Source organism: Deinococcus hopiensis KR-140 (genome assembly GCF_900176165.1).
GTDB classification, from domain to species: domain Bacteria; phylum Deinococcota; class Deinococci; order Deinococcales; family Deinococcaceae; genus Deinococcus; species Deinococcus hopiensis.
Genome location: NZ_FWWU01000008.1, coordinates 360,282 through 382,669, shown reverse-complemented (window position 1 = coordinate 382,669; position 22,388 = coordinate 360,282). Strand labels below are relative to the sequence as shown.

Genomic DNA, 22,388 nt, shown 5'->3' with positions numbered 1-22,388 from the left:
CTTCTCGGCCTGATAGCGGTGGGGTTATTCGTTGGCACCTGCTACTTCGGGCTAGGCACGCTCCTCTCCATTCCTTCAGATAATGAAGAGGCGTTTTCTGGATGGTCAAAGCGCTGGTTGCTGTGTCTGATTGGCACTGCCTCAAGCATCTGGGGAACTACCCTCTTCTGGAAGCCGAGCAAGAAGAAAGGCGGAAAGGGCGGTATTTAGAATGCAGTCCTTCAGAAGGCGTATCGCTTCAAGGCCGAGCAGAACATTGAAAGCCGTCACCTCCTGACGGGATTCCCCACCAGGGTGTTGATATGACCCCCGACTCATCCCAGATCACCCAGACGACCCAATCCTTCACCAACGAGTGGCTGAATCACCGCCGCCTGACCCGTCAGGTCATTGAAGCCTTTCCAGAAGACCAGCTCTTTACCTTCACCGCGGCCGCACCCATGCGCCCCTTCGGAGACATGGTCTGGGAGATTCACGGCGTCACGGCGTATACCCTCAACGGTCTGGTGACGGACACTTGGGGCGAGCCTCGGTGGAGCGGCTTCCTCCGCACCCGGGAAGCGTTGCTGACGGCCTGGGATGATCTGAGCGCCCGGATTGCCTCGGAGCTGCCATCCGTTCCGGCCACCCGGTACGCTGAGAAGAAGACATTGGCATGGGGACCGATGACGGGGCTGAGGGCAGCGCGCGGGGTTTTGGAGAACGAAACCCATCACCGTGGGCAGGGTTACGTGTACCTGCGCGCCCAGGGCATCACGCCACCAGACTTCTGGGGCGTTGAGCTTCCGTACAGACCCCAGCGCATCCACGTTTGAAACGCGGGCACTCATCCTGCCGACGCCAGCAACATGATTTCGGCAGGATGAGCTTTCAGGATTTTTCTGGTTTAGAAGTGGGGAATGCCGATGCCGGTGAAGTGCCCTCAGCAGGAAGAAGCCGTGACCTGGGTGTGCCGTTCTGAGGTGCACCTCCAGCATCCTGAGGAGGTGAGGTACGGCCCGCCGGACGGAGCACAGTTGGGACACACCCGCTTCCCCTCTGGCAAAGTGAACGCATGGCCCGCCGCCTGGTCCTCCCCCCGCCCGCCCTAAGGCCGCTGGTGCAGGTCTACTGGCTGCTTGACGAGGACCACCCACAGGCCGAGCGGCACGCTTTTTTGCCGGAACAACTGGCGCACCTGACCTTCTACTCTGGCCGCTCATGGGTGCTGGACGAGGGCGGTCTGCTCACACCCGTTCCGCAGGTCACGCTGGAGGGATTGGTTACGTCGCCAGCGCACCTTTACTCGGAGGGACCAGTGCGGGCGCTACGGGCCGAACTGTACCCCTGGGCGGCCCAGCATCTTTTCGGCTGGAGCTATCCCGACCCGGCCCTGGACCTGCTGGCAGGCGCGGCGGGCAGCGGTGCAGCGGGCACATCGCGGTCCATCCGAGCGGCGCTGACTGCACGAGACGACGAGACGGCGCTGGGCCTCCTCGACGCCTGGCTGCTGGCACTCGCCTCTGGGGAGCAGGGAGCGGGACGGGCGGGCCGCGAGTGGACGCCGGGGTTGGGTGTTCGGGCCGCCGTGCAGCTCTACCACAGCGGCGGTCACCAGCGGTTAGCTGAGTTGGCAGGCGAGATGGACGTGAGTCTCCGTACGCTGGAACGCCAGTTCGTGCAGGAAGTGGGCATCGGTGCCAAGACCCTGTCACGCCTCATCCGCTTCGAGACAGCGCACAACGCCTTGATCTATGATCCGCAGACCCCGCTGGCTGCCCTCGCCTCTGACCTGGGCTTCTTCGATCAGGCGCACCTCACCCGCGAGTTCCGTGCCCTGGGCGGCCTGACCCCTGGCGCCTTCGCTCGGATCAGCGAGGCGCGACACCAAGGAAGCGAGACAGACGCCATGCAGCGACATGACCCCCGCAGCCTGCTACCCCAGCTGCCGGAGTGAAGTGCGCCAGCCTTGGGGGAAGTCTGCCGCCGTTCCGCTCATGCGACTCGCCCAATACGTGTGCCTTCTGCGCGGCCGCCGTCGGATACGCCGTCCGCCACCCTTCGAGCAGCTCCACTGTCAGCCCCTGTATCCGGACCACGTGCAGCTTCTTTACCTGTGCGGCCACCCCTGCATCCGTTAGGTACGCGCTTGGGCTGTACGCTTCGTAAGGGACATCAAACACTGCGGGGGAGACCTGCGCCACCTCCAGCTCCAGGCGCTTGCACGCCTCGTTCAAACTCGCGATCACGACCCGCTGGTTGCTGGGGTCATTTCGTAGATCATGGATCTGATTTCGAGTTTGGCGGTCTTATTCAACAGTCGTCGAGCGTTCCGACTCCACGAGCTTCTTGAGCCGTTCAATCTCGGCCTCCAGTTCACGCCGGGCAGCACTCACTTCCGCCTGGGTCTGTTCTGCTCCCTGCAGGGCCATGTCTTGCGTGTCCTACAGATCACAGCGGGCCTCCTCAATCTGTGGATCGTGCTCCGCAAGCCCTCCAGTTCCGCCTGGACCTGAGCCACGCGGACGTTCGCTCCGTCCACCGTCTCCCGCATGTACCGTTGGAGGGCATCCTCCACGGTCCCCACCACAATCGTTTTCACCGCCCGAGGACCGTTCATTTCCTGAACGAGTAAGACTTGGAAGGAGAGCGAGTGCATGTCGAGCACACGCCAGGCCATGCTCACCGCCGCACCTTCTTTCCGGTTCCCCAGCAGTCCCATACCTTCAGCAGCGCCACGCTCCAGCGTGCGTAGGCTGGAGCATAAGAGGGACGAGCGCCACGGCACCAGGAAAGGACAGGGGAGAGGGCGCAGAGATCCGCGGAAAGCCAAAGAAGAAGGCGACCCACAGGCCGCCTTGATTTCTCTAAGTTAGCGCCGAATGCACGCGAAGTCAATGACATGCATCGGGTACGGGTCGTCTTCCAGGAAAAACCCTTCAAGGACGGCATTTGCAACCATCAGGAGCCAGGGCCAGGACGAAGGGCGCTTCAGTTGCCATACAGCGCGAAGATGGATGAGGACCCGTCTGCGGAGGTTCCCCTGGAGATCATGCCCACGAACTTGCCAGCGCTGTTCGTGTACACGAGGGTCTCTGCGTCGTCCCACCCCTGCAGTTGAAACTTCCGGTAGGTGTTCTGTTTGAAGCCCTGCGTCCGGAGCATATAGATGCTGTCGTGGAAGGCCGATTGCCAGCGGCGCACGCGGTAGACTTCGACCCAGCGCACGTTCGTGTTCAGCTTTTTTCCCTGTGCCGTGAGTTCCTGCGTGATGCGCGCTGTCTCAGCGCCTCACGCGCACCACCTCCGCCCTATCATCCCTCCTTCCTCTAATCAGGCAAAACCCGCTCCCACACGTTTTTCAGACGCACTTTGGCTGTGACCCAAGGAGGAACTTGACCCCTATCCGCTCCCGCTGCGCCTGCTCCCGGGAACGTTCCAGGTATGCCGGAACGAAATCCAGACCGGTGACCTGGGTGAAGCCTTCGCGCGCGAGGGCCAACGTGTGCCGCCCCAAACCGCATCCGAGGTCCAGGACCGCGTGGTGGGGTTCGGGGCGGAGCAGGGAGCGCATGACCTGAACGTCAGCCTGAGCCTGTGCACTTCTGTGCTCCAGGTCGGTGCGGGCGTACTCGAGGTCGAACAGCCCGGTGGTCCAGTCCATGTCTCCCGGCGCGAAGGTCAATTCTGGGGGTCGTTGTCGCTTATTCCGGGGAAACGGGCCCCGCCTGGCAGCGACAAGGCAATCACCTGCGGTCCCCACATCCCGACGGGCGTCACGGTGGGACGCTGGTACGGGCGCCGCTCTCCGGTCTTTGGCCGGGTGCTCTGGGGGGTCTGCACTTCGTTCATATGGTCCTCCGGTGGAAGGGAGCGGGTGCCCAGGGGGGACCCGCCACATCTGTAAACCTTACTGGGCGGCGCCGTGTTCGAGTTTGGCCAGACGTTCAAGAATGCTGTTCATCTGGCCCTTGAGGGCCGCATTCTCCGATTTGAGGGCCGCCACTTCACGCTGGCGGTTCTGCGCTTCTTCGCGCAGCTGCTGGACTTCGCGGTCCTTGGCTTCGACCTTCTCGTTCAGGCCCTGAATCGCCGCGTACGCTACGCCCGCCTGGTCGAGGTGCCCGATGCTCTTGTCGCTGTCTCCCAGCTTGAACGCCTTGTAGAAATCCTGCGCTGTCGGTCCCATGTGCCGCGCGCCCGACGCCTCGTCCTTGTACACCCAGGTCTTCACCGGCAGCTCCAGCACTTTACGCAGCACCGCGCTCACGTCCACGCCCTGGAAGTTCTTCTTCTGGTTCTTGTCCGAAGTGCAGCTGAAGGACCCGGAGCCTGCGGGCAGATTGCAGCCCGTGGTCTGCGTGGCGTTCGTGCGGAACCGGAAGCCCCCGGCGGCGCGCACCGCGAACTCGTTGTTCGCCTTGGCGGTCATATACTCGGTTGTGGAAGCGTCACCGTAGATAAACGCACCGTTCTTCCCGGTCGTGCCGGACGCGCACGAATCTGGGGCGGTCGAAGTCCCTGCCGTGGGAGTGGTTTCGCAGGTGGTTGCGCGGTAGCCCATCGCCGTCGAGTAATCGCCGACGGCCACGTTGCGGTACCCAATGGCGACGGCCAGGTCGCCGTCGGAGGTATTGTTCTGCCCGAGCGTGACCCCCACGTGATCGGCGACCTTGTTGTTCAGCCCCATGGCGACGCCGCACGTTCCGATGTTGGGGCTTGTCCCAAAGATTTTGTTGCCGCTGCCCATGGCCATTCCGCACTGCGCCGAGGCCTCGATGGTGTTCTGGTTGCCCATGGCAAACGAATAGATGCCCGCCGCCGTATTGAGAGCTCCCCCCGCCCAGGAGTAGTACCCGACGTTGGACTCGTCCCACTGCGCTCCGTCCACGTACCCCGCGCGAAACGCCACCTTCTGGGGATGCCACATCATGCGCCACCCCGCTCCAGTCGCGGGAATGATGCCAACGCCGATCTGCCCGGTGGCCAGGACTCCCCCGGTCTTGTCTACATTGAAAAGTGAGTTGAGTGGGTTGCCCGTTTCATTGGTTAGGCCACGGAGCGAGAGGGCGCCGTCGAGGCCGAGCCGCAGTCTCGCCTGACTGCCTGCGGGTCCATCGCCGGAGATGGTCATGCCCATCTCGAGCTTCCTGGCGTTGAGCGCGGCGAAGTTGGCGTTCACGTCGTCGGCCTTGGCGGGGGTGCCCGTGGAGAAGGTGAACGGCAGGGCCGACTGTGCGGTCACGCCGCCCATGACGAGAAGGAAGGAGGAAGCGAGCAGGATGCGGTTGCGCGTGTTCATGGTGATCTCCTGGGAAAGGTGGCGCTCAGCGCCAGTAGAAGTCGTTCCAGTTGGAGGTGGTCCAAACGCCGTTGCAGGTGGTGGAGCCGGAAGCGAAGCCGAGGTACTTGGCGGGGCTCTCCGCGGGACCAGCCGTCCGGAGGGTGCAGGTCCAGCGGATGCGGCTGTTGGCAACGGTCGTGGCAGTGTTGGTACCGAACACGGCGAGCTGCGACGTGGGGCTTAAGGCATTGGCACGCGTGATGGCCGCAGCGGGGTCGTCCTCAGAGGAGACCGTCACGCGGGTATCGGTCTCGTCGGCCACCACGAAGTACAGCGTGAAGGCCCAGGGGTTGACGTTGCGCGGAGACTCCTTGAGGAACTTGTAGCCGATGGTGAACGTGCCCTTGCACGCGTCCACCGAGCACACACCGGCGCTGCCCGCAGCGATGGAACGGCCACCACTGAGGTTGCGGGCGACGAAACCGTACTCTAGGACGTCACCGTTCAGTGGGGGCGTCAGGGCCGCAGCCTGCGTTTTCATGGCGGCCGCCTCCTCGGGCATAAAGACCTGCAGGTCGGCATTGGTGGGGCTCACTTGAATGCCGCGGCCCTCGAAGCGCATGCCGTGGGTGGGCAGCATTCCCTGCGCCCGTTCGGGGCTGGTAATGGCGTTGCCCAGCGCGTCGAAGATGTTGCGCACGGCGGTGCCGCCGAGGGTGGTGCCGGGAATGCTGACGGCGTAGAGGGTGAGGTTGGCAAAGGCTCGGTCGGTGGTGTTGCTCAGGTCGAAGACGGAGGTGACGTAGCGCGTGCCCTGCGTCTCGTCATCCACGAAGGCGACGCGCGTGCGGGTGAAGTTCAGGCCCGTGTCCGTCACGGCCGTGCTGGACTGGTCGGTGAGCTTGAGGGAGGTCGGGGAGATGAAGCGCGCCTCGGCTTTGGCCGGTGCCCCTTCTCCGATGCCTTCGATTTTGATCTCGAGGAGGCCGACGATGTCCTCACTGGTCGGTTTGCCCGGAACGGGTGGCCCTGGCGTGGAGGGCTCTGCGGGAGCCTGAAACTGACCGCAGCCGGACAGCAGCGCGGCCGTCAGGAGCAGAGAGGCAGGTCTGAATTTCATGGGTGAACCTCCAGAACGTTGTCTTGAGCGGAAACAGGAAGTCTTCGGGCGCGGACCGGACATTGGTGTTTACCGCGGGTGCTGGGAGATGCTCAGGATCTCCCAACAACGCTGGCAGCGAGGAGGCTTGAACACCTGCGCGTCTGCACCCAACTCAGCAGGGTGAGCAGGACAGGAAAGCGTGTGAGTGAGGGCATGAGATGAGACATATGAGCGTTCTCCCTAGATGACCGAAAGACGTCGCCGCTGCTCCACCCGTCTGAAGCAGGACGCCTATACTTCACCGTACCGGGGGGAGGATGATTGGCGGATGACAGGGGCAGCGTATCGCCTCAGCGCCGTGGTCCAGCCGGCCGTAGCCATGCTTTTCCTGTTGGAGGAAACGCGCGTTTTCAACGCCCTTGCGCCGGGAACCACGCTCTACCAAAGGCGAACCGGCGCCCAGGCCTTGACGGCGGCCAAAGACTTGGGTCCTCCTCCTGCCGACCGTGCCTGGTCACAACGCTTGAGCCGTCAGGGCCGCGTTGCCATGGACACGGCCCTGACGGCGGTCACCGCATAAGTTGAAGGGAGAGGACGTGTTGAAAACAGCCTCGTGCGTCGGAGGGGGTCACGGCATCCAAAGCGAGTCGCAAGGCGTCTATCACGCCCTCACGGGTCCTGGTGGCGAGGGCTCTCAGGGCCGCTTTGAGCTTAGAGGACGTGAACTCGATGGGGTTAAGGTTTGGGGAGTAGGGCGACAGATAGACCAGCAGGGCTCCGGTGGCCTCAATCAACTCCCGGACCTTGGGGCGCAAGTGCGCCCCAAGATTGTCCAAGACCACAACATGTCCAGGGTGCAGCACCGGAACCAGCACCCTCTTGACGTAAGCGACGAAGACGTGGCCGTTGACTCCACCCTCAACGGCCAGCGGGGCGGTTGGTCCAGCCAAAGTAAGGGCACACAGGAGGGTGAGGTTCTTGCCGCGGCTGCGAGGCACGGTGTCGATGGCCCGTTGCCCACGAGGGCAACGCGCGTACGTGCGGGTCATGTTGGTTTGAAAGCCACTTTCGTCTAAATACAGCAGGTCGCTCGGGGGTACCGCAGCCAGATCAGCGACAAACTGCGCCCGCCATGCCCCGTCGCGTTCACTGGCGGCCAGCGTCTTTTTTTCTCGTCAGTCCCAGCGCCTGAAACCGGCGGATCAGCGTGCTGGGGGACGCGGCCTGATGATCCTCGCGCCATAACGCAGCATGTTCAGCCAGCGTCAGGTCCGGGTCCGGGTGTGCCCGGACCTGTGCCCGCACATCTTCGTGCTCCTCAGGGAGCAGGACGCTCAGGACGGGCTTGCAACCCCTGCCCCTCTCTAGTGGTCTGATTCAGAGGTCCTTTGACATTTCTGCAGAGGAGAATGGCCCAGCCCGTGCCCTCCTGGCATTCTCCCCAACTGTCAACGTTTTTCTGAATCAGACCGCTAGACGCACATAACGCTCCACACACGCCAGACTGACGCTGAATTGTCAGGCAGCTTGGCTCGTCCCTTGCTGCACCGCGCGCACGATCCGTTCCCGCAAGTCCACGCTGTACGCTCGCCCTCGCGTATCCCACCCTACTCCCTCAACTCATCCGGCTACCGCTGTGCGTGAAGCGACCGCACGGGCGAAGGAAGGTCCGGGGGCGGCCAGAACATACGGACGGGACCCTCGCCACCTTCCATACCGTGGCTCCCATTCAGGTTAAGGCGGGCTCTCGAAACCCTTGGTCCACGGTCTCACTGAGAGCCAGCGCGTGGCATAGGAGGCGCTGCATCCGCCCACGCCCCTCAAAGGTCCGGTTGTTTACGCGATCTACGCGCTCAGGCCACCCGGCAACCGCCGTCCACCCCACCAGATCAGCAAGACGGCCAGAAGGATCAGGAGGGCTGAGCGGTCTACGAAGCGGTGTCAGCTCGTCTTCAGGAGCAAGCGTTGCAGGAGGGGCGTCCGGCGACGGAAGAGGTCATGACGGGCGCACGCTTTGGAGCTCCCCGAATCGTGCAACCTCGGCTGAGGCAAGCCGCTTTCCGTGCTCTGGTCACGGAAGTGTACGGAAGGCGCTGCAGCATTACGGGGGAGAAGACGCTCCCCGTCCTGGAAGCCGCGCACGTGCAGCCCTACACGAAGGGCGAACCGCACGCGGTGGACAACGGTCTCCTGCTGCGCAGCGACCTGCACAAGCTGTATGACCGGGGGTACCTCACCATTGATCCAGACGAGAGGCGGCTGCTGGTGAGCCGGCGCATCCGTGAGGAGTTCGAGAACGGCCGACACCACTACGCGCTGGAAGGGCAAGTGCTGCGTGACCCCCGCCCTGGGTTCGCTCCAGTCGCTCAGGACCGCCTCCGCTTCCACGGGCATGGTGCTGAAGTTGCGGCCGTCCTACGGGGCGGCCGAGGATTGAAACGCCCGCTCCAGCAGCGTCACCTCGGGCGTGAGGTCCATGATCTGCTCCATCGTCAGCGGCCCCTGCATCCAGATCGCGTGCAGGAGCGTGGCAAGGGTCTGGTCCGAGACGGTCACGCGCCCGCCCCCCATTCAGGACCGCAATCAGAGCATCCGCGTAGGCCACCGCTTTGCCAGCAGCATCGTCGGGACGCAGTGGAGACGAGACGTCCCTGACTCCGACTGCGTGTATGCCGTGCTCGCCAGGATGCCCTGCAAGGCCAGCCCCGCGAAGTACTCGCGTTTGAACAGGCCATCCGCATGCCTGACTGGCCCGTGCTTGTGCTCGCTATACGGGCGTGCGAAGGCTGCATCACTCGGGCGCGTGCTCACCGCCGTACCTTCTTCCCGGTTCCCCTGCAGTCCCAGCACGCGAGCAGCGCCACGCTCCGGCGCACGCCATGGCTGGAGGATGAGGAGCGGTGATAAGCGCGACAGCACCAGGAGAAGACAGAGGAGAGGACACAGGGAAAGCCAAAGAAGAAGGCGACCCTAGTACTACAGTTGCAGTTGCTCCAGGAACCTGTTGTTCAAGGGCTTTCTGTCACCAGTCACCTCCCGAGAATTCCCGTGTTTGAGGGACCCAATCGCCAACTGCAATTGTAGTACTCACGTTCTTCCGAGAATCCAGCCGGGCAAGAGGTGTCCTTGGGGCGTTATTCCTGATCCTCGGCATCTTGAGCGCCGACAAGTACCACGCGGAACAGCGATGCCGTTGGCCCTCCACGGGTATCGAGCTGAGCGTGAACCACATCCTGGGCGTTGGTACGGTTCTCCTGCTTTCTCTGTGACTTTCTGTTCCCCCTCGCGGAGTCAGCGCGTATATCGACAATCTGCACAACGAAACTTGAAGATTTGTTAATATTTCCTTGCATTCCCGCTCAGTCCCCTGCGTTCGAGGAGTTCGATGAAAGAGTTCGCCCCAGGTCCCATGAAGAGCCTCTCACGAAAGTGTGCGCCTACTCCTCCCGAGGCTCGGTTGCTCGGTGCGGGAGACTTCCTGCCCTTTTCCGTCTCGCCCGGCGTGGAACAAAGATGTTGAAGCGCTTTCAGGGACGTTCATTTGCGGCGCTCGCTACCCTTTTGCTGCTTGCAGGGTGCGCCGCTCCGCCTCCACCGCCTCAGGGCCAGCCTCCCGCTGTGCCACCGACGGGACCGGTTTCCCAGCCGGGCGCCAAGATCGTGGGCCTGCTTGAGTTGCGGGTGGAGGGGGCGGGCGAAGGCGGCGCGCTCTCGGCGACCACGCGTTTCTTGACCCCTGGGCGCGGGGGTGTATCACCTCAGGCGAGCACCGCCGTGCCGATCGCAAACGCCGCCGATTTGTTCGAACGTGGGCGAGTCGTCTTTCTCGACGACGAAAAGGCGAACATGCGCTACGTCACGAGCATTTTCTCCATCGCGAACAAGACGGGGCAGGCATTCGCCAACCTCACCCTGTACGCCGTTCACATCCCCAGCAGTGATCTCGGCGGCACCGCCCTCTCGGCAATCTACGACGCCAAGGGCAACGTTCTCACCGACCCCCTGCTCGCTCAAAACATGATTCCGACGAACGGCATGCGTTATGACGGGCTTGACATCAGCGTGAGCGACCAAAACGCGGACTTCCAGATCTTCATGCCTGACGAAGCCGACCTCGTGGAAACCCAGGCGGCCGCCCTGAACCCACCGATAGTCGGCGAGGTGCTCGAGTATGGCTTCGTGGCGAGAAACCTCGCGGGCGGCCGGTCGATCTCCGCCGGGACGAGCGGCGACTGCACGGCGAGCACCTGCAAGGGAATGCTCTCGCTCGCCTTCAAGTTTCCCAAGAAAACGCCGCGCTCGGACAACCCTTGGTCGTTCACGTTGCACTTCATCGTGGCCGACGAGAGCGACGCACGCGTCACGGTATCGGCCGAGGAGCAGGCCGCCCCGGAGGTCGTCATCGCCCGCGCGAACAAGTTGAGCACAAGCGCGCAGATCGCGGTATTCGGCACCAATCCGGCGACGAGCGTGGGCACCGACCGCACCCGCTGGTCGTGCAGCGTCCGCACCGCCGCCGGGCCGGGCGGCACGTCGCTGCGCTACTTAGGCTTCGCGCCGACCGACGCCGCGTGTGCAGTTCCGAAATACGACGAATCCAATTGGGACGCCGTCTACTGGCGCTGAGCGCCCCACCACAGGAGACTTGCATGAACAACCGCAACAACCGCTCGATCGTCGCGCTGGCCCTGCTCAGCCTTGGCGGCCTGGTCCTCGCCCAAACCACCTTGCCCTTCACGTTCTCGTCGGGCACGCCAATCAAGGCGGCCGACATCAACTCGAACTTCCAGGCCTTGCTTACGGGCGTGAACAACATGGGCAACCTCACGACCGACGGCGCCCCCGAGCGCCTCATCTTGCCGAACGGCCGCTTTCGTACGGGCGAGCTTCGTGCTGAGAACAGCGATATCAGCTCGACCACGGGCGAGACGACCAACGGGAACATGTTGCTGCGCTTGCGCGCAGGCTCGCCGCTGGCCGATCGTTTTCGTGTGAGCGGCAGCGGCAGCCTCGTTGCCACCGGAGCGCTCGGTTACGGCATTATTCCCGCAACGGGTGCGGGCGAGCGCATGATGTGGTATCCGTTCAAGGCGGCGTTTCGTGCGGGCAGCATCGGTACCGGTGGAACGCAGTGGGACGACAGCAACGTCGGCTTCTACTCGTGGGCGGGCGGGTACAACTCGACGGCGAGCGGATTCGGCTCGTTCGCCGTCGGGTACGCCCCGGAGGCCACCGCAACCTATTCGACCGCGATAGGCTACAACGCGACAGCGGCCAAGAACGCAGCGACCGCAATCGGCTACAACGCGAAAGCGACAGGGGACGGATCGACTGCGATGGGCTACACCGTCCTCGCGGCCGGCGACCACGCGGTTGCCCTGGGGTATCGCGCCGCCACGTGCTCCGCGCCCGTGACCTCTCCGCTCTCTTGCGGGGGCACGGAGTATGACGGGGCGTTCGTCCTCGCCGACGCTTCCACGACAGGATGGCTCTCCCCGAGTGGCAACAACCAGTTCAACTCCCGCTACGCTGGAGGCTACCGGCTGTACACGAACGCCAACATGACGGCGGGCGTGAGCATCAACGCGGGCGGCGCGTCGTGGAACGTCATGAGCGACAAGAACGCCAAGACAGACTTCAAGCCCGTGGACGTACGCGCGGTGCTCGAAAGCGTCGTGAAGATGCCGGTGACGACGTGGCGTTACAAGGAAGAATCCGGCGCGCCGCGGCACATGGGCGTGATGGCGCAGGACTTCCGCGCGGCCTTCGGCCTCAACACCACGGACAAGACCATCAACACGGTGGACGCCGACGGCGTGGCCCTCGCCGCGGTTCAGGGCCTCAACGCGAAACTCGAAGCGCGCGACCGCGAGATCACCGCCCTGAAACAAGGCAACGCGAAGTTGGCCTCGGAAAACGCGGCCCTGAAGGCCCAGATGCAGAGCGTTCTCGACCGCCTCGCGCGGCTGGAGCAGAACGCGGAGTGAGCCCCCCAGCCTGGCTGGGGACACGTGGAATACGCGCGAGTAAGTGCACCGCGGCCATCCCCCAGCTCAAGCTGGGGGATGGCCGCGCAGCGGACTGTTGTCGCGGAGAAGGTCTGGCCACCTGCACAGACCGAAGGTTCATCGTGAGGAGAAGTGCACCCGTGAGATCGGCCAGATACGCGGCATAGGGAGAGGTTCGGTTCGTCAGGGCTTGCCTCCCCCTCCGCGTCGTCACGAGCCATGCCCCAGATTCAAGCTTGGGGCATACACAGTATTTCGGTTTCTTCGGGATGCTGAAATTGCAGTGTAAAGCGTTCACGATTGTAAAGCTCACCGTACTCGAGCAAAGGGCCATGCGGTCCTTCGATCCAGGCGTGTCCCTGTACGCCCTGGGCAGTACGGGTCAAGCCACTGACAAACACCGCTGGATACCCAAGCCGCCGTAGTGCCCGGTAACTCGTGTATGCACGGGGCAGACATGTACCGCGCTGATTCAAGCGCGGGTACAGCCGTCGGGTTAACCATGAGGCAGCAGCGAGCAAGTCAGTGAGCCATTCCGACGAAACGGACATGGAGGGGGTCTGCTCTACAGTCCAGCGTGTCAGGTGTTGGCGTGGGTCGCCACCAGCCCGTAAGGCGTGCCAGGCGGCAACCGCGTCCGGCAACAGGCTCAACACCAAGATGGCGCGGCGCATCCGTCGGCGCCAAGCAGGCCAGAAGAGCACGCCTACAAGATCAGTAGCTCTCTCTGGAGCCGGATGGGCGGGGGACAGAGGCGCCGCCAGGAAGGGATAAGGCAATCACCTGAGGACCCCAGGAGCCGATTGGAGTCAGGGTCGGACGCTCGTATCTGCGAGAGGGTTCTGCCGGTACCACTTTGACAATTTGCTGCTGTTTCATAATGATCTCCAGGGAACCTCTTGGGCACTTTGAGAGGAAAAGCGTAGCACAACCGCCTTTCCCTTCTGGTCCTGCGTTGAAGCTTGGCAAGGGGGCCAAGGACACTGTCTCTCTGTGCCTCGAGGGCCGCATTCATTTTCTGAGGCGATTGATTTGACTGCCTGACCTGAGAGCCTGACAGAAGTCATGAGAAGCCTTGGATGAGGTGCCAGCGAAGCGGGGAACCTCGTCGGCGTGAAGGCTCAGGATCAGGGTTGGGGGAGAGGCGGAGCCTCTGTCGGAAAGGGCTTCTTTCCGTCAACGCCCGACGAACGGCACGACATCCCAGCTGTGCATAGCTCACCCCCCGCTGCCAATGGGTATCCACTGTCCTCCGCTCTCTCGCAGCGACCACAGCCGTCCCCTCACTCAGCAGCATCACGTACGCCAGCCCCATCACAAACAGCAACCGCTCCAGTTGATGGGTTTGACCCAGATGAGTGTCTTCCAGGTTCAAGACCGCACTCTTGAGGTCCAAAAACCCCTCTTCGATCTGTGTGCGTTGGTGATGTTCCGCAAACGTCTGGGTGCTGTACGGTTCATCGCTCACGATGAACCAGGGGTCTTTCCGGCCAAATGGCAAGATCGCGGCGATACTCACGGGTCCATAACGCTGCGCTGTGATGTAGACGTCGTGCTGCACGGCCAAGCGACCATGTTGACTTCACTGCTCGCGGAACCGTCCAAGGCAATGCCCAGCAGCATCAAAGAGGTACACCTGCCCTTTGCCGCGAATGTTCCAGTGCCAGCCGTAGGCAGAGAAATCGGCCATCAACGCTTGGTCGAAAAATCCTCGGTCTGCATGGATGCAGGGCGTCTTCCAACTGCGATAAAGTGCGTCTGAAAAACGTGTGGGAGCGGGTTTTGCCTGATTAGAGGAAGGAGGGATGATAGGGCGGAGGTGGTGCGCGCATGACGCGGGCCTCACCTCCCCAAACGATCTCACCGATGCCGAGAAGAACGTCCTCCAGCCGCTGACTCCACCTGAATCGCTTGTGGGTCGACCGCGCAAGTGATCTTTGCGGGAAATTCTGGACAGCATCTTCTTCGCGCAGCTGCTTCACCGTGGAGAAGCCGTCAAGGTCGGACATGCGGATGTCCAGCCACACGAGGTGCGGCTGTGGATGGTCGTCCATTTGCCGAATAATGATGCTCCCGTAGAGTCGCTTGATTTCTGCGACTGCTGTTTTCGGACTATGAAATCACACTTTGGACACTCTTCGCTTTCAGGCGAAGTATCTCTGCTCCATTATCCTGGCAAGAGGCCTTCGTATTGTCTTGGGAAGGTGCCAGAGGCGGAACGCGCGCTAAATATTGAGGTCTTGTGTTAATGTCCGCAGTTTATACCGCGCCATCGCCAGGTTGGACTGGTCCTTGCTCAGCACCAAGTAAATGAACAGTGGATGGCTCGGCACGATGTACAGGATGTGATACTGCTTGTCCAGCGTTATCAGGATGTCCTCAATCCCACCTTGAATACCCAGCATCTTCAGTGTCCCCACCAAGGCCCGCATGACCTCCGTATTCCCGGCAGCGGCCATCTCCAAATGAACACCATTGCCCACCATACCGAGGGCCATCCCGCTCCCGTAATCTACCAGAGCAGCGGCGATCGCTCCATCGATGGTTTCGAGGGCCGTATCCAACGTGTCTTTGACATTCGCTATGTTGAACTGCGGTATGGTCACGGAGGACTTTTCCTCTGAGGGAAATACAATAGGCGCGGGGAACAAGGTGGGGGGCAAGGCCGCTTGTGCCTGGTCCCACTCCAGGACAGGCGGTTCTTTGGACTCCTTGTCAAGAATGAAGTCATCCAGGCGTAACACCTTGGCGTGCGCCCCTTCGTCTTTGCGCTTCATCGCTTCCATCAGCAGGGACGTGAGGGGTTGACCGATAACGTCATGCTCATTGCGGTAGGAACGCTCGATGGTCACCGTAGTGTCTTGCCAATTCAAAATCTCGAACGCGGCCGCTTCCCCATACCGTTGTTGCTGGTGGACGTACGCGTCCACCAACCGGCCCTGCTTGAGGTGCAACCGCCCCCAGTCCTGCTCGCACTGCACACGAATCGCCAGGCTCTTGGCTTCCCATTCCATCATCTGCAGGAAGCTGGGCAGCGAGAGACCGCGCAACGATCCGTGACTGAGCGTGGCCACCTCGTGAGCAATCGCAGCACACAGCGAGGCCAGCTCGGGCGAGGCCAGGGGCATGTCCCCATACTGGGAGAACAGGGGCTGCACTTCCTCCCGGGTGCAGGGGGTACTGAGGAGGAAAAACGTCTCTGGCCAGGCCAGTCGGGCGTACTCGAACAGCGGATGGGTCTCGGAGATGGACGCATCCACCTGCAGCACAAGCAAATCAGGCGCAGGAGCGAACGTCAGTCGAAGGGCATCTTCCGGTGTGGCAGAGGAAGTGAGGTGCCAGTGTTCCCCTCCAGGAGCACTGTGCCGCAGTTCCGCCACAACGGCATCAGCATGCTGACCCACGATCAGGACCACCGGTACTACGCTGAAGGCGGAAGGATCCGTACGTATCTCGCTTTCCCTGGCGCGTTGATTTTGGTTCACCCCGCTCTGCTGGTACACGTTGTCCCCTTCCCTGGTTATTGGAAGAATAGTAATTCGCCGCCAGGGATAGATTCTTCACCAGCAGACCGAATGGGGGCGTTACTCACCACGCATGGTCGGGGCGAACACCACCTGAAGTGAAGTCGACGCACCGTTGGTTCAGACGGTAAGGTTGTCAGCGAGGCCACGGAGTTTATACCGGGCCATTGCCAGGTTGGCCTGGTCCTTGTTCAGCACCAGGTACATGAACAGCTTCTGACTCGGCAGGATGAACAGGATGTGGTACTGCTTGTCCAGCGTGATGAGGATGTCCTCGATGGACCCCGGAATGCCGAGCATCTCCATCGTGCGCATCTTGGCGCGCACGACTTCCGTGTTGCCGGCGGCGGCGATTTCCAGGTTGACACCGCTCCCCAGCGTGCCCAGGGCCATACCACTGCTGTAGTCGACCAGGGCGGCGGCGATGGCGCCGTCAATGGTGCGGAGGGCGGCGTCCAGCGTGTCTTTGACGTTCGTCATGGTGATCTCCTCAAGGAATGCAGCAGGCTTGGCCTCTGCCAATAGGATGTATGGGTGAACTGCTTCTCGACTGCGCTCTGATTTCGCTTGTGCTTGGACAGAGATTGGCAGAACCCCATTACTTGAGCATTACACCTGAAAAAGCGTGTCTGGGGCGATAAAAAGGAGCAAGAATTCAGGGAGCTGCTAGGAGGTCATCAGTGCGTGAGTAAGACTGCGCAATTTGAAGCGGGCCAGTGCCAGGTTGGCCTGGTCCTTGTCCAGGACCAAGTACATAAACAGGGTGTGCGTGGGGACGATGTACAAGATGTGGTATTGGGTTTCCAGGGTAATAAGGATGTCCTCGATGGACCCTGCAATGCCCATCAACTCCATTGTGCGCATCTTGGCTTGCACGACGGCTGTGTTTCCGAGGGCCGCGGCCTCGAGGTTGATTCCGCTGCCTAGCATGCCCAGCGCTCGCCCACTCCCGTAATCCACCAGCGCAGTCGCCAGGGCACCATCAATGGTGCGAAGGGCAGTCTCCAGGGCCTCTGTCACGTTCGCTCGGTCCTTCTCCTGAAGTGCAGGTACTGAACGCACGGCTGGGCTGAGAGCGCTTGTGCTCTTCAGAGTCAGTTCAGACGCGACCGTCGCTTCCATCTTCCCGGCAGGCGTGGAGGAGAGAGGAGTAGCCGCTGGTGTAGGCTTCCGGTTCCGCTTGCGTTTCAGCACTGTAGAACCGGCTTCTGTAGGAAGAGCGCTTGTACCCGGTGGGCTCAGTTCAGGGGTAACCGAGGTGGCCGCCTGTTTCGGTTGCCGGCTCCGTTTGCCTTTGAGAACAGCAGGGCTCTCTTCCTGCTGAGGTGAGCCACCGCGCCGCAGCGTCGGCTTGGGCGTCACCGGAGGTTCACTCCCCTGAGTCAGAATGGGGGAGGGGGGAGCGGCCGCCGTTCTGGGCTTCCGGGCGCGCTTGGTCTTTGAGTTCGTCATGGGATCCTCCAGAGGAATGGAAGCATTCATCGCCGGAGTGATCTGCTTGAAAAGCACTTTGATACCTGAGGCTGAAGTCAAGAGAGTCGCACACGGAGAACACTCTTGATGAACGTGTGCAGGGATCAGCAGATATGTGGCACGGCTTTTTCGGTTTCCTGGCGAGGGCGGAGAAGGAAAGAATGGAGCCTACGCATCCTTTTAATGGATGCCTCGGTAGATTCAGTTGGGATGCGTTGGTACACCACGGGTGTAGGTTTGACGAAGGAATTCGCGCTCAACGTCTGTCCATACTCGTCCGGGGGTAAAGCTGATCAGGATAGCTGCCAAAATTGTAGACGCTCTGAGTGTGAAGGGCACAAACGCCAGAGCGGTCACGCCCAGCTTAGACAAGGGTTGCCATAACTCAGGCCCATGAATAAAGACGTCAACAAACGTTGGTCTACCCCGACGCATCGCATTCCATAGCAAGTAAGGGTTGATATCATCGTTTGCTGGAAAGCCTTCCAGGCCACCGTGCTTCGAGCGTGAGTACAGCGTCTGGAGGTGTGCTGGCTCAATCCTGAGAAGTCCTCCGAAATCAACGTCCAGCACCTCAAATAATCCATCGACAATAGCGATCGTTTCAGTACTTATTAATTCGGATGAATCACTGCCTTCTCTAGGTTGAATGTTCATTCAATTGCCCCTGTCTCACTGCTCGAAGGAGGAATGCTTCGCTCCCTTTAAACTCCTCTCGTCTTCGAGGAGGTGCAGTGGAGACTCGGCCACATGTGTCAGGAGACCGCACCCATTTCCAAGAGCAATGCAGGGCTGGGAACCCCTTGGGATTCCCGATGAAGGAGATCCAACAATTGGGGCCAATTTTGGTCATCCATGAGGTGAAGGAAGCCGTGTCTCCTTCCGCCTGAGCCCATTCCCACCTAAGCGTCAAACACTCAGGTCTTGTGTCAAGGTGCGCAGCTTATATCGCGCCATCGCCAGATTGGACTGGTCCTTGCTGAGCACCAGGTACATGAACAGTTTCTGGTTCGGCACGATGTACAGGATGTGGTATTGCTTGTCCAGGGTAATGAGGATGTCCTCGATCCCACCTTGAATACCCAGCATTTCCATTGTCCGCATTTTCGCGCGGACCACTTCCGTATTCCCGGCGGCCGCTACCTCCAGGTTGACGCCACTGCCCAACATCCCAAGGGCCATTCCACTTCCGTAATCGACCAGTGCTGCGGCGATGGCACCATCAATCGTCCTAAGGGCCGCATCCAGCGTGTCTTTGACGTTCGCCATATCGATCTCCTGGGAAGGCACGGAGGAGGAGGCCTCCGTGGAAAGTTCTGTGGGCACGGGGGACGGAGCGGAAGGGATGGCCTCTTGTGCCTGGCCCTGTGCGTCCTCTTCGATGATGAGGTCGTCCGCCTTGAGCTCTTCCGGTTCCGCCTGTTTCGCCTTTATCAGCAGGGACGCGAGAGATTGACCGATCACGTCATGCTCGTTGTGGTAGGAGCGCTCGATGGTCACCGCTGTGTCCTGCCAGGTCAGAATTTCAAACACGGCCGCTTCCCCATACCGTTGTTGTCGGTGAACATAGGCATTCACGAGCCGGCCCTGCTTGAGGTGCAGCCGCCCCCAGTCCTGCTCGGACTGCACGCGAATCGCCAGGCTCCTGGCTTCCCACTCCATCGTCTGCAGGAAACTGGGGAGCGAAAGACCCCGCAGTGAACCGCGGCTGAGCGTGGCCACCTCGTGGGCAATCGCAGCGCACAGCGGCGTGAGGTCAGGCGAGGCGAGGGGCATATCCCCATACCGGGAGAACAACGGCTGTACTTCCTCCCGCGTGCAGGAGGTGCTCAGCAGGAAAAATGTTTCCGGCCACACCTCCCGGGCGTACTCGAACAGCGGATGGGTCTCCGGTATGGGGGCCTCCGCCTGCAGCACGATGAGATCGGGCGCCTGAGGGAGCGTCAACCGAAGGGCGTCCTCAGAAGTGGCCGTGGGGGCGAGCTGCCAGTGCTCTCCTGCAGGGACGTAATGGGGCAGTTCTGCCACGATGGCGTCGGCGTTCTCGCTCACGATCAGGACGATCGGTGCCACGTTGGAAGCGGAAGGATCCGTAAGCATCTTGCTCTCTCCGGCTCGCTGACTTTGATTCTTCTCACCCTGCTGATGCACGCCTTCCCCTTCCCTGACGATGGGAGAAATGATTCGCTTGCACAAATGTCACCAGGGATAGACCTGTGTGCACCAGCAGACTGCCTGGTTCCCTTACCACCACTGGGCGGAGTAAAGCCAGTTCGCTGGTCGTTCAGACGGTAAGGTTGTCAGCGAGGCCACGGAGTTTGTACCGGGCCATTGCCAGGTTGGCCTGGTCCTTGTTCAGCACCAGGTACATGAACAGCTTCTGGCTCGGCAGGATGAACAGGATGTGGTACTGCTTGTCCAGCGTGATGAGGATGTCCTCGATGGACCCCGGAATGCCGAGCATCTCCATCGTGCGCATCTTGGCGCGCACGACTTCCGTGTTGCCAGCGGCGGCGATCTCCAGGTTGACACCGCTCCCCAGCGTGCCCAGGGCCATACCACTGCTGTAGTCGACCAGGGCGGCGGCGATGGCGCCGTCAATGGTGCGGAGGGCGGCGTCCAGCGTGTCTTTGACGTTCGTCATGGTGATCTCCTCAAGGAATGCAGCAGGCTTGGCCTCTGCGAAAAGGGACGGGGTGCTTGGTTGCTTCTGAAGGGAGCAGGGTGACTGCAGTGGTGCTTGAACAGAGATTGACAGGCCCCCATTACTTGAGCATTACACCTGAAAAATGCGTCTGGGACGGGAATATAATGCAAAAGATGCATCTTTGGACCGGAGGATTACTCCGGCCACCGCCTCCGTCGATCGTCCTCAATGCCACCAGGACTGCTGGTACGCCAGATAAAACGAACAAGAGGCCAGCATCTAATACGGACTCCGAATAGATCATTTACAATAGAGGGATCAAACAGTCCGCCTTTACTCAACCCCTCCAACATTCCGCCGAAGAATTTGGGGCATCTTTCAAGCCAGTACCTGCGCGGTGGAACGTCGCCGGGCCCAGTTCTTCGCGCTGCTCGCAGAGCAGCGCCCCCTCAAGGAGGTGCTGTCGTTGAGTCGCTATAGCCGCGTCACGGCCTACCACCTCCTCGGGCGGTATCGGGAACTGGGCCTCGCCGCATTACGAGACGGGCGACAGACGAACCGCGGTGCCCCGACCCTCTTCACTCCGGAAGAACAGCAACGTCTGGCGGCCCGGATCCACCAGGATTTCGAGCAAGGCATCGTGTGGGAAGGCAAGCAGGTACAGGCCTGGATCAAGCAAGAATTCGGCAAAGACGTCTACCTCAGCCGAACCTACGAATTCATGCGTGCTGCTGGGTTCTCGCCCCAGAAACCACGCCCCCGACACGTCAAGGGAGACGAGGAGGCCAAGGAGGCGTTCAGAACAAAGCGTGAGTGGAGAAGCTCCGCCGTGCGGAGCTTCTCCACTCACGCGTTTCTTTGTGGGCAATGGACGAACATCGTCTGGGATTGCAACCCATTCTCCGTACCGTCTGGGCACCAACCGGGCAGCCACTGGTCCGTCCTGTCCACCCGCGCGACGAGTGGCTCTACATCTACGCTTTCGTCAACCCGGAGAGCGGGGAAAGCCGATTCTGGCTGGTTCCGGTTCTGAATAAGGAGGCTGATCAAGCCGTGATGGCGGCCTTCGCTCAGCGTGTAGGAGCGGGTGAGAAGCTCCATGTCCTGGTCGTTCAGGATGGAGGAGGTTTTCATGTCCCTGCACCGCAGGGACAGCCAGAGGGGATCGAAACGGTGACCTTACCGCCGTATTCCCCGGAATTGCAGCCTGTCGAGCGGCTCTGGGCTTTGACCGATCACACCGTTGCCAATCGCTGCTTTGACACCCGACAAGATTTCACCGAGACCCTCGCTCAGCAGTGCGCTTGGTTGGAGACGCAGCCCGATCTTCTCTCACAACACACCCTCTTTCACTGGTGGCCTTTGTTAAGGAATGAGTCGGAGTCCGTATAACTGTACTTCGGGGAATATTCACGGGCCACGCCAAAGCTGTCCTGGACGGGTTCTGGCAACTTAACCTCAAGGGGGCCGGAGTCGCTCAGCAGGGGGTTTGAGAATCAAACCGCCTGCTGCAATACCTCTTGCCAGAGAAGCAGTGCTGTGGTTTGGTTGCTTCGTCTCAGGGCAGTGGGAGTGGTCGTTCGGGTCTGGCGGTGAAGGTTCGAGACGCGGGCGTGCAGGGCGAGGAATTCCTGCGTTCGCCGTCGTCGTTTGAAGCCGAGCTGAGCACGTTCCTGCTGCCGGGTGGGGCGATGCGACTGTTCCACAATGTTGTTACAGCGGGCGGTGGACACGACCTGAACGTGCTCCACACCTTGGAGCACAGGAAGTTCTCGTAGGGCCGCCCCGTAACTCCACAGCTTGTCAGTGTGGATGACCTCCGGCACGTCGTGTTGCCTCAACAGGCGGACAAAAAAGGACTTGGCCGCCTCCGTATCTCGGTGTTCCTGAAGAAGGAGGTCGAGCACGTTGCCGTGCTCGTCTACCGCTCGCCACAACCAATGCTTCACCCCACCAACCTGGACGCACATCTCATCCAGATGCCACTGGGAACCCCGCCGGGGTTCCCAGTGGCGCAGTTCCTCCGTGAGGAGGGGAGCGAATTTAATGTTCCCCTGACGCAGGGTTTCGTGGCTGACCCGAATACCAAGTTCGTGGAGCAGTTCCTGAACGTCACGCTGGCTGAGAGGGAAGCGGTGGTAGAGCCACAGGGCGTAACCGATGACGTTCAGGGGAAAACGGTGGCGGTAGGGCTTCCGGTCAGTCACAACTCACCAGCCTACCGGCATTAAGTTGCCAGAACAGTCGCGGCTCAGTCGAGCGTGGGCACCCTGCTCAGCGGTCTGCTGCTTCTGGTGGCCACGGTCGCCGTGGTTAACGCGCTCTTCGGCATGGTCCTGAGGTTGTTTCCCGTGGCGTTGATTTGCGGTCT

At 61.3% G+C, this 22,388-nt stretch carries 24 protein-coding genes and 2 pseudogenes; 8 read left to right on the top strand and 18 right to left on the bottom strand.

Annotation, left to right across the window (positions count from 1 at the left end; genetic code table 11):
- Window positions 1-302: 302 nt before the first annotated feature.
- Window positions 303-815, top strand: coding sequence for a DinB family protein (locus B9A95_RS12415; protein ID WP_084047577.1), 513 nt, complete (start codon window positions 303-305; stop codon window positions 813-815).
- Window positions 816-1,054: 239 nt separating this feature from the next.
- Complete coding sequence (locus tag B9A95_RS12410; protein ID WP_084047576.1) at window positions 1,055-1,936, top strand: helix-turn-helix domain-containing protein; 882 nt, start codon at window positions 1,055-1,057, stop codon at window positions 1,934-1,936.
- A 352-nt stretch (window positions 1,937-2,288) separates the two neighbouring features.
- On the opposite strand, the gene B9A95_RS36265 is transcribed toward B9A95_RS12410, so the two are convergent.
- From B9A95_RS36265 to B9A95_RS33670, 8 genes are all read right to left on the bottom strand, one after another.
- Window positions 2,289-2,411, bottom strand: a complete 123-nt coding sequence (locus B9A95_RS36265) for a hypothetical protein (protein ID WP_281255854.1) — start codon at window positions 2,409-2,411, stop codon at window positions 2,289-2,291.
- Between the two features lie 559 nt (window positions 2,412-2,970).
- Window positions 2,971-3,207 carry a hypothetical protein gene (locus B9A95_RS12400; RefSeq protein ID WP_084047574.1) on the bottom strand — a complete coding sequence of 79 codons (237 nt, stop codon included), beginning with the start codon at window positions 3,205-3,207 and terminating at the stop codon, window positions 2,971-2,973.
- A gap of 133 nt (window positions 3,208-3,340) precedes the next feature.
- On the bottom strand, window positions 3,341-3,643 hold the full coding sequence (locus tag B9A95_RS33680; protein WP_170928619.1) for a class I SAM-dependent methyltransferase: 303 nt from the start codon (window positions 3,641-3,643) through the stop codon (window positions 3,341-3,343).
- A gap of 17 nt (window positions 3,644-3,660) precedes the next feature.
- Entirely contained in the window at window positions 3,661-3,831 is a 171-nt protein-coding gene (locus B9A95_RS33675; protein ID WP_170928618.1) for a hypothetical protein, read from the bottom strand.
- 58 nt (window positions 3,832-3,889) lie between these two features.
- Window positions 3,890-5,281, bottom strand: a complete 1,392-nt coding sequence (locus B9A95_RS12390) for a tail fiber domain-containing protein (RefSeq protein ID WP_084047572.1) — start codon at window positions 5,279-5,281, stop codon at window positions 3,890-3,892.
- 25 nt (window positions 5,282-5,306) lie between these two features.
- The gene (locus tag B9A95_RS12385) at window positions 5,307-6,383 is read right to left on the bottom strand and encodes a hypothetical protein (RefSeq protein ID WP_084047571.1); all 1,077 of its coding nucleotides are present in this window, start codon (window positions 6,381-6,383) and stop codon (window positions 5,307-5,309) included.
- 551 nt (window positions 6,384-6,934) lie between these two features.
- A complete protein-coding gene (locus tag B9A95_RS12375) occupies window positions 6,935-7,525 on the bottom strand; it encodes an IS630 family transposase (protein WP_139806742.1) in 591 nt (196 codons plus the stop codon).
- Window positions 7,512-7,670, bottom strand: a complete 159-nt coding sequence (locus tag B9A95_RS33670) for a hypothetical protein (protein ID WP_170928617.1) — start codon at window positions 7,668-7,670, stop codon at window positions 7,512-7,514. Before B9A95_RS33670 ends, B9A95_RS12375 begins: the two co-directional genes overlap by 14 nt.
- A gap of 693 nt (window positions 7,671-8,363) precedes the next feature.
- On the opposite strand from B9A95_RS33670, the pseudogene B9A95_RS37140 reads away from it, so the two are divergent.
- Window positions 8,364-8,597 (top strand): annotated as a pseudogene (locus tag B9A95_RS37140) (HNH endonuclease); the annotation flags it as partial.
- Between the two features lie 183 nt (window positions 8,598-8,780).
- Here the strand turns inward: B9A95_RS37140 and B9A95_RS35435 are convergent.
- Window positions 8,781-8,921, bottom strand: a complete 141-nt coding sequence (locus B9A95_RS35435) for a hypothetical protein (protein ID WP_245808274.1) — start codon at window positions 8,919-8,921, stop codon at window positions 8,781-8,783.
- 957 nt (window positions 8,922-9,878) lie between these two features.
- Between B9A95_RS35435 and B9A95_RS12360 the strand changes: the two genes are divergently transcribed.
- A complete protein-coding gene (locus tag B9A95_RS12360; RefSeq protein ID WP_084047566.1) occupies window positions 9,879-10,991 on the top strand; it encodes a hypothetical protein in 1,113 nt (370 codons plus the stop codon).
- 23 nt (window positions 10,992-11,014) lie between these two features.
- Window positions 11,015-12,352, top strand: a complete 1,338-nt coding sequence (locus B9A95_RS12355) for a tail fiber domain-containing protein (RefSeq protein WP_084047565.1) — start codon at window positions 11,015-11,017, stop codon at window positions 12,350-12,352.
- Between the two features lie 251 nt (window positions 12,353-12,603).
- Here B9A95_RS12355 and B9A95_RS37135 read toward each other — a convergent pair whose 3' ends face one another.
- Window positions 12,604-13,047 (bottom strand): lasso peptide biosynthesis B2 protein, encoded by a 444-nt coding sequence (locus B9A95_RS37135; protein ID WP_084047564.1) that lies wholly within the window; start codon window positions 13,045-13,047, stop codon window positions 12,604-12,606.
- Between the two features lie 665 nt (window positions 13,048-13,712).
- On the opposite strand from B9A95_RS37135, the gene B9A95_RS32200 reads away from it, so the two are divergent.
- Window positions 13,713-14,135: a hypothetical protein gene (locus B9A95_RS32200; RefSeq protein WP_139806740.1), complete on the top strand. Its 423-nt coding sequence runs from the start codon at window positions 13,713-13,715 to the stop codon at window positions 14,133-14,135.
- A gap of 28 nt (window positions 14,136-14,163) precedes the next feature.
- Here B9A95_RS32200 and B9A95_RS33665 read toward each other — a convergent pair whose 3' ends face one another.
- The 7 genes from B9A95_RS33665 to B9A95_RS12315 form a co-directional block, all read right to left on the bottom strand.
- Entirely contained in the window at window positions 14,164-14,427 is a 264-nt protein-coding gene (locus B9A95_RS33665; protein ID WP_084047563.1) for a hypothetical protein, read from the bottom strand.
- 171 nt (window positions 14,428-14,598) lie between these two features.
- The gene (locus B9A95_RS12335; protein ID WP_139806739.1) at window positions 14,599-15,777 is read right to left on the bottom strand and encodes a DUF4388 domain-containing protein; all 1,179 of its coding nucleotides are present in this window, start codon (window positions 15,775-15,777) and stop codon (window positions 14,599-14,601) included.
- Window positions 15,778-16,017: 240 nt separating this feature from the next.
- Window positions 16,018-16,377 (bottom strand): hypothetical protein, encoded by a 360-nt coding sequence (locus B9A95_RS12330; RefSeq protein ID WP_084047560.1) that lies wholly within the window; start codon window positions 16,375-16,377, stop codon window positions 16,018-16,020.
- A gap of 186 nt (window positions 16,378-16,563) precedes the next feature.
- The gene (locus B9A95_RS12325) at window positions 16,564-16,917 is read right to left on the bottom strand and encodes a hypothetical protein (protein ID WP_139806738.1); all 354 of its coding nucleotides are present in this window, start codon (window positions 16,915-16,917) and stop codon (window positions 16,564-16,566) included.
- Between the two features lie 654 nt (window positions 16,918-17,571).
- On the bottom strand, window positions 17,572-18,027 hold the full coding sequence (locus B9A95_RS32195; RefSeq protein ID WP_139806737.1) for a GAF domain-containing protein: 456 nt from the start codon (window positions 18,025-18,027) through the stop codon (window positions 17,572-17,574).
- Window positions 18,028-18,279: 252 nt separating this feature from the next.
- Complete coding sequence (locus tag B9A95_RS12320; RefSeq protein WP_170928616.1) at window positions 18,280-19,443, bottom strand: DUF4388 domain-containing protein; 1,164 nt, start codon at window positions 19,441-19,443, stop codon at window positions 18,280-18,282.
- 211 nt (window positions 19,444-19,654) lie between these two features.
- Complete coding sequence (locus B9A95_RS12315) at window positions 19,655-20,014, bottom strand: hypothetical protein (protein WP_084047560.1); 360 nt, start codon at window positions 20,012-20,014, stop codon at window positions 19,655-19,657.
- Window positions 20,015-20,414: 400 nt separating this feature from the next.
- On the opposite strand from B9A95_RS12315, the pseudogene B9A95_RS37130 reads away from it, so the two are divergent.
- Together B9A95_RS37130 and B9A95_RS12305 are read left to right on the top strand one after the other, a co-directional pair.
- Window positions 20,415-20,762, top strand: a pseudogene (locus B9A95_RS37130) (helix-turn-helix domain-containing protein); the annotation flags it as partial.
- A 122-nt stretch (window positions 20,763-20,884) separates the two neighbouring features.
- The gene (locus tag B9A95_RS12305; RefSeq protein ID WP_084047558.1) at window positions 20,885-21,409 is read left to right on the top strand and encodes a transposase; all 525 of its coding nucleotides are present in this window, start codon (window positions 20,885-20,887) and stop codon (window positions 21,407-21,409) included.
- Between the two features lie 104 nt (window positions 21,410-21,513).
- On the opposite strand, the gene B9A95_RS12300 is transcribed toward B9A95_RS12305, so the two are convergent.
- Window positions 21,514-22,224 carry an IS6 family transposase gene (locus tag B9A95_RS12300; protein WP_084047557.1) on the bottom strand — a complete coding sequence of 237 codons (711 nt, stop codon included), beginning with the start codon at window positions 22,222-22,224 and terminating at the stop codon, window positions 21,514-21,516.
- Between the last annotated feature and the right edge of the window lie 164 nt (window positions 22,225-22,388).

Excerpts from the sequence above, each read along its gene's own strand:
- B9A95_RS32195 (WP_139806737.1), bottom strand. The coding sequence starts at position 18,027 with ATGAACATTCAACCTAGAGAAGGCAGTGATTCATCCGAATTAATAAGT.
- B9A95_RS37135 (WP_084047564.1), bottom strand. The coding sequence starts at position 13,047 with ATGCGCCGCGCCATCTTGGTGTTGAGCCTGTTGCCGGACGCGGTTGCC.
- B9A95_RS12360 (WP_084047566.1), top strand. The coding sequence starts at position 9,879 with ATGTTGAAGCGCTTTCAGGGACGTTCATTTGCGGCGCTCGCTACCCTT.
- B9A95_RS12410 (WP_084047576.1), top strand. The coding sequence starts at position 1,055 with ATGGCCCGCCGCCTGGTCCTCCCCCCGCCCGCCCTAAGGCCGCTGGTG.
- B9A95_RS33665 (WP_084047563.1), bottom strand. The coding sequence starts at position 14,427 with ATGGACGACCATCCACAGCCGCACCTCGTGTGGCTGGACATCCGCATG.
- B9A95_RS12330 (WP_084047560.1), bottom strand. The coding sequence starts at position 16,377 with ATGACGAACGTCAAAGACACGCTGGACGCCGCCCTCCGCACCATTGAC.
- B9A95_RS12315 (WP_084047560.1), bottom strand. The coding sequence starts at position 20,014 with ATGACGAACGTCAAAGACACGCTGGACGCCGCCCTCCGCACCATTGAC.
- B9A95_RS32200 (WP_139806740.1), top strand. The coding sequence starts at position 13,713 with ATGGGTTTGACCCAGATGAGTGTCTTCCAGGTTCAAGACCGCACTCTT.
- B9A95_RS36265 (WP_281255854.1), bottom strand. The coding sequence starts at position 2,411 with ATGGCCCTGCAGGGAGCAGAACAGACCCAGGCGGAAGTGAGTGCTGCC.
- B9A95_RS12385 (WP_084047571.1), bottom strand. The coding sequence starts at position 6,383 with ATGAAATTCAGACCTGCCTCTCTGCTCCTGACGGCCGCGCTGCTGTCC.
- B9A95_RS12415 (WP_084047577.1), top strand. The coding sequence starts at position 303 with ATGACCCCCGACTCATCCCAGATCACCCAGACGACCCAATCCTTCACC.
- B9A95_RS33680 (WP_170928619.1), bottom strand. The coding sequence starts at position 3,643 with ATGGACTGGACCACCGGGCTGTTCGACCTCGAGTACGCCCGCACCGAC.
- B9A95_RS12305 (WP_084047558.1), top strand. The coding sequence starts at position 20,885 with ATGGACGAACATCGTCTGGGATTGCAACCCATTCTCCGTACCGTCTGG.
- B9A95_RS12390 (WP_084047572.1), bottom strand. The coding sequence starts at position 5,281 with ATGAACACGCGCAACCGCATCCTGCTCGCTTCCTCCTTCCTTCTCGTC.
- B9A95_RS12355 (WP_084047565.1), top strand. The coding sequence starts at position 11,015 with ATGAACAACCGCAACAACCGCTCGATCGTCGCGCTGGCCCTGCTCAGC.
- B9A95_RS33675 (WP_170928618.1), bottom strand. The coding sequence starts at position 3,831 with ATGAACGAAGTGCAGACCCCCCAGAGCACCCGGCCAAAGACCGGAGAG.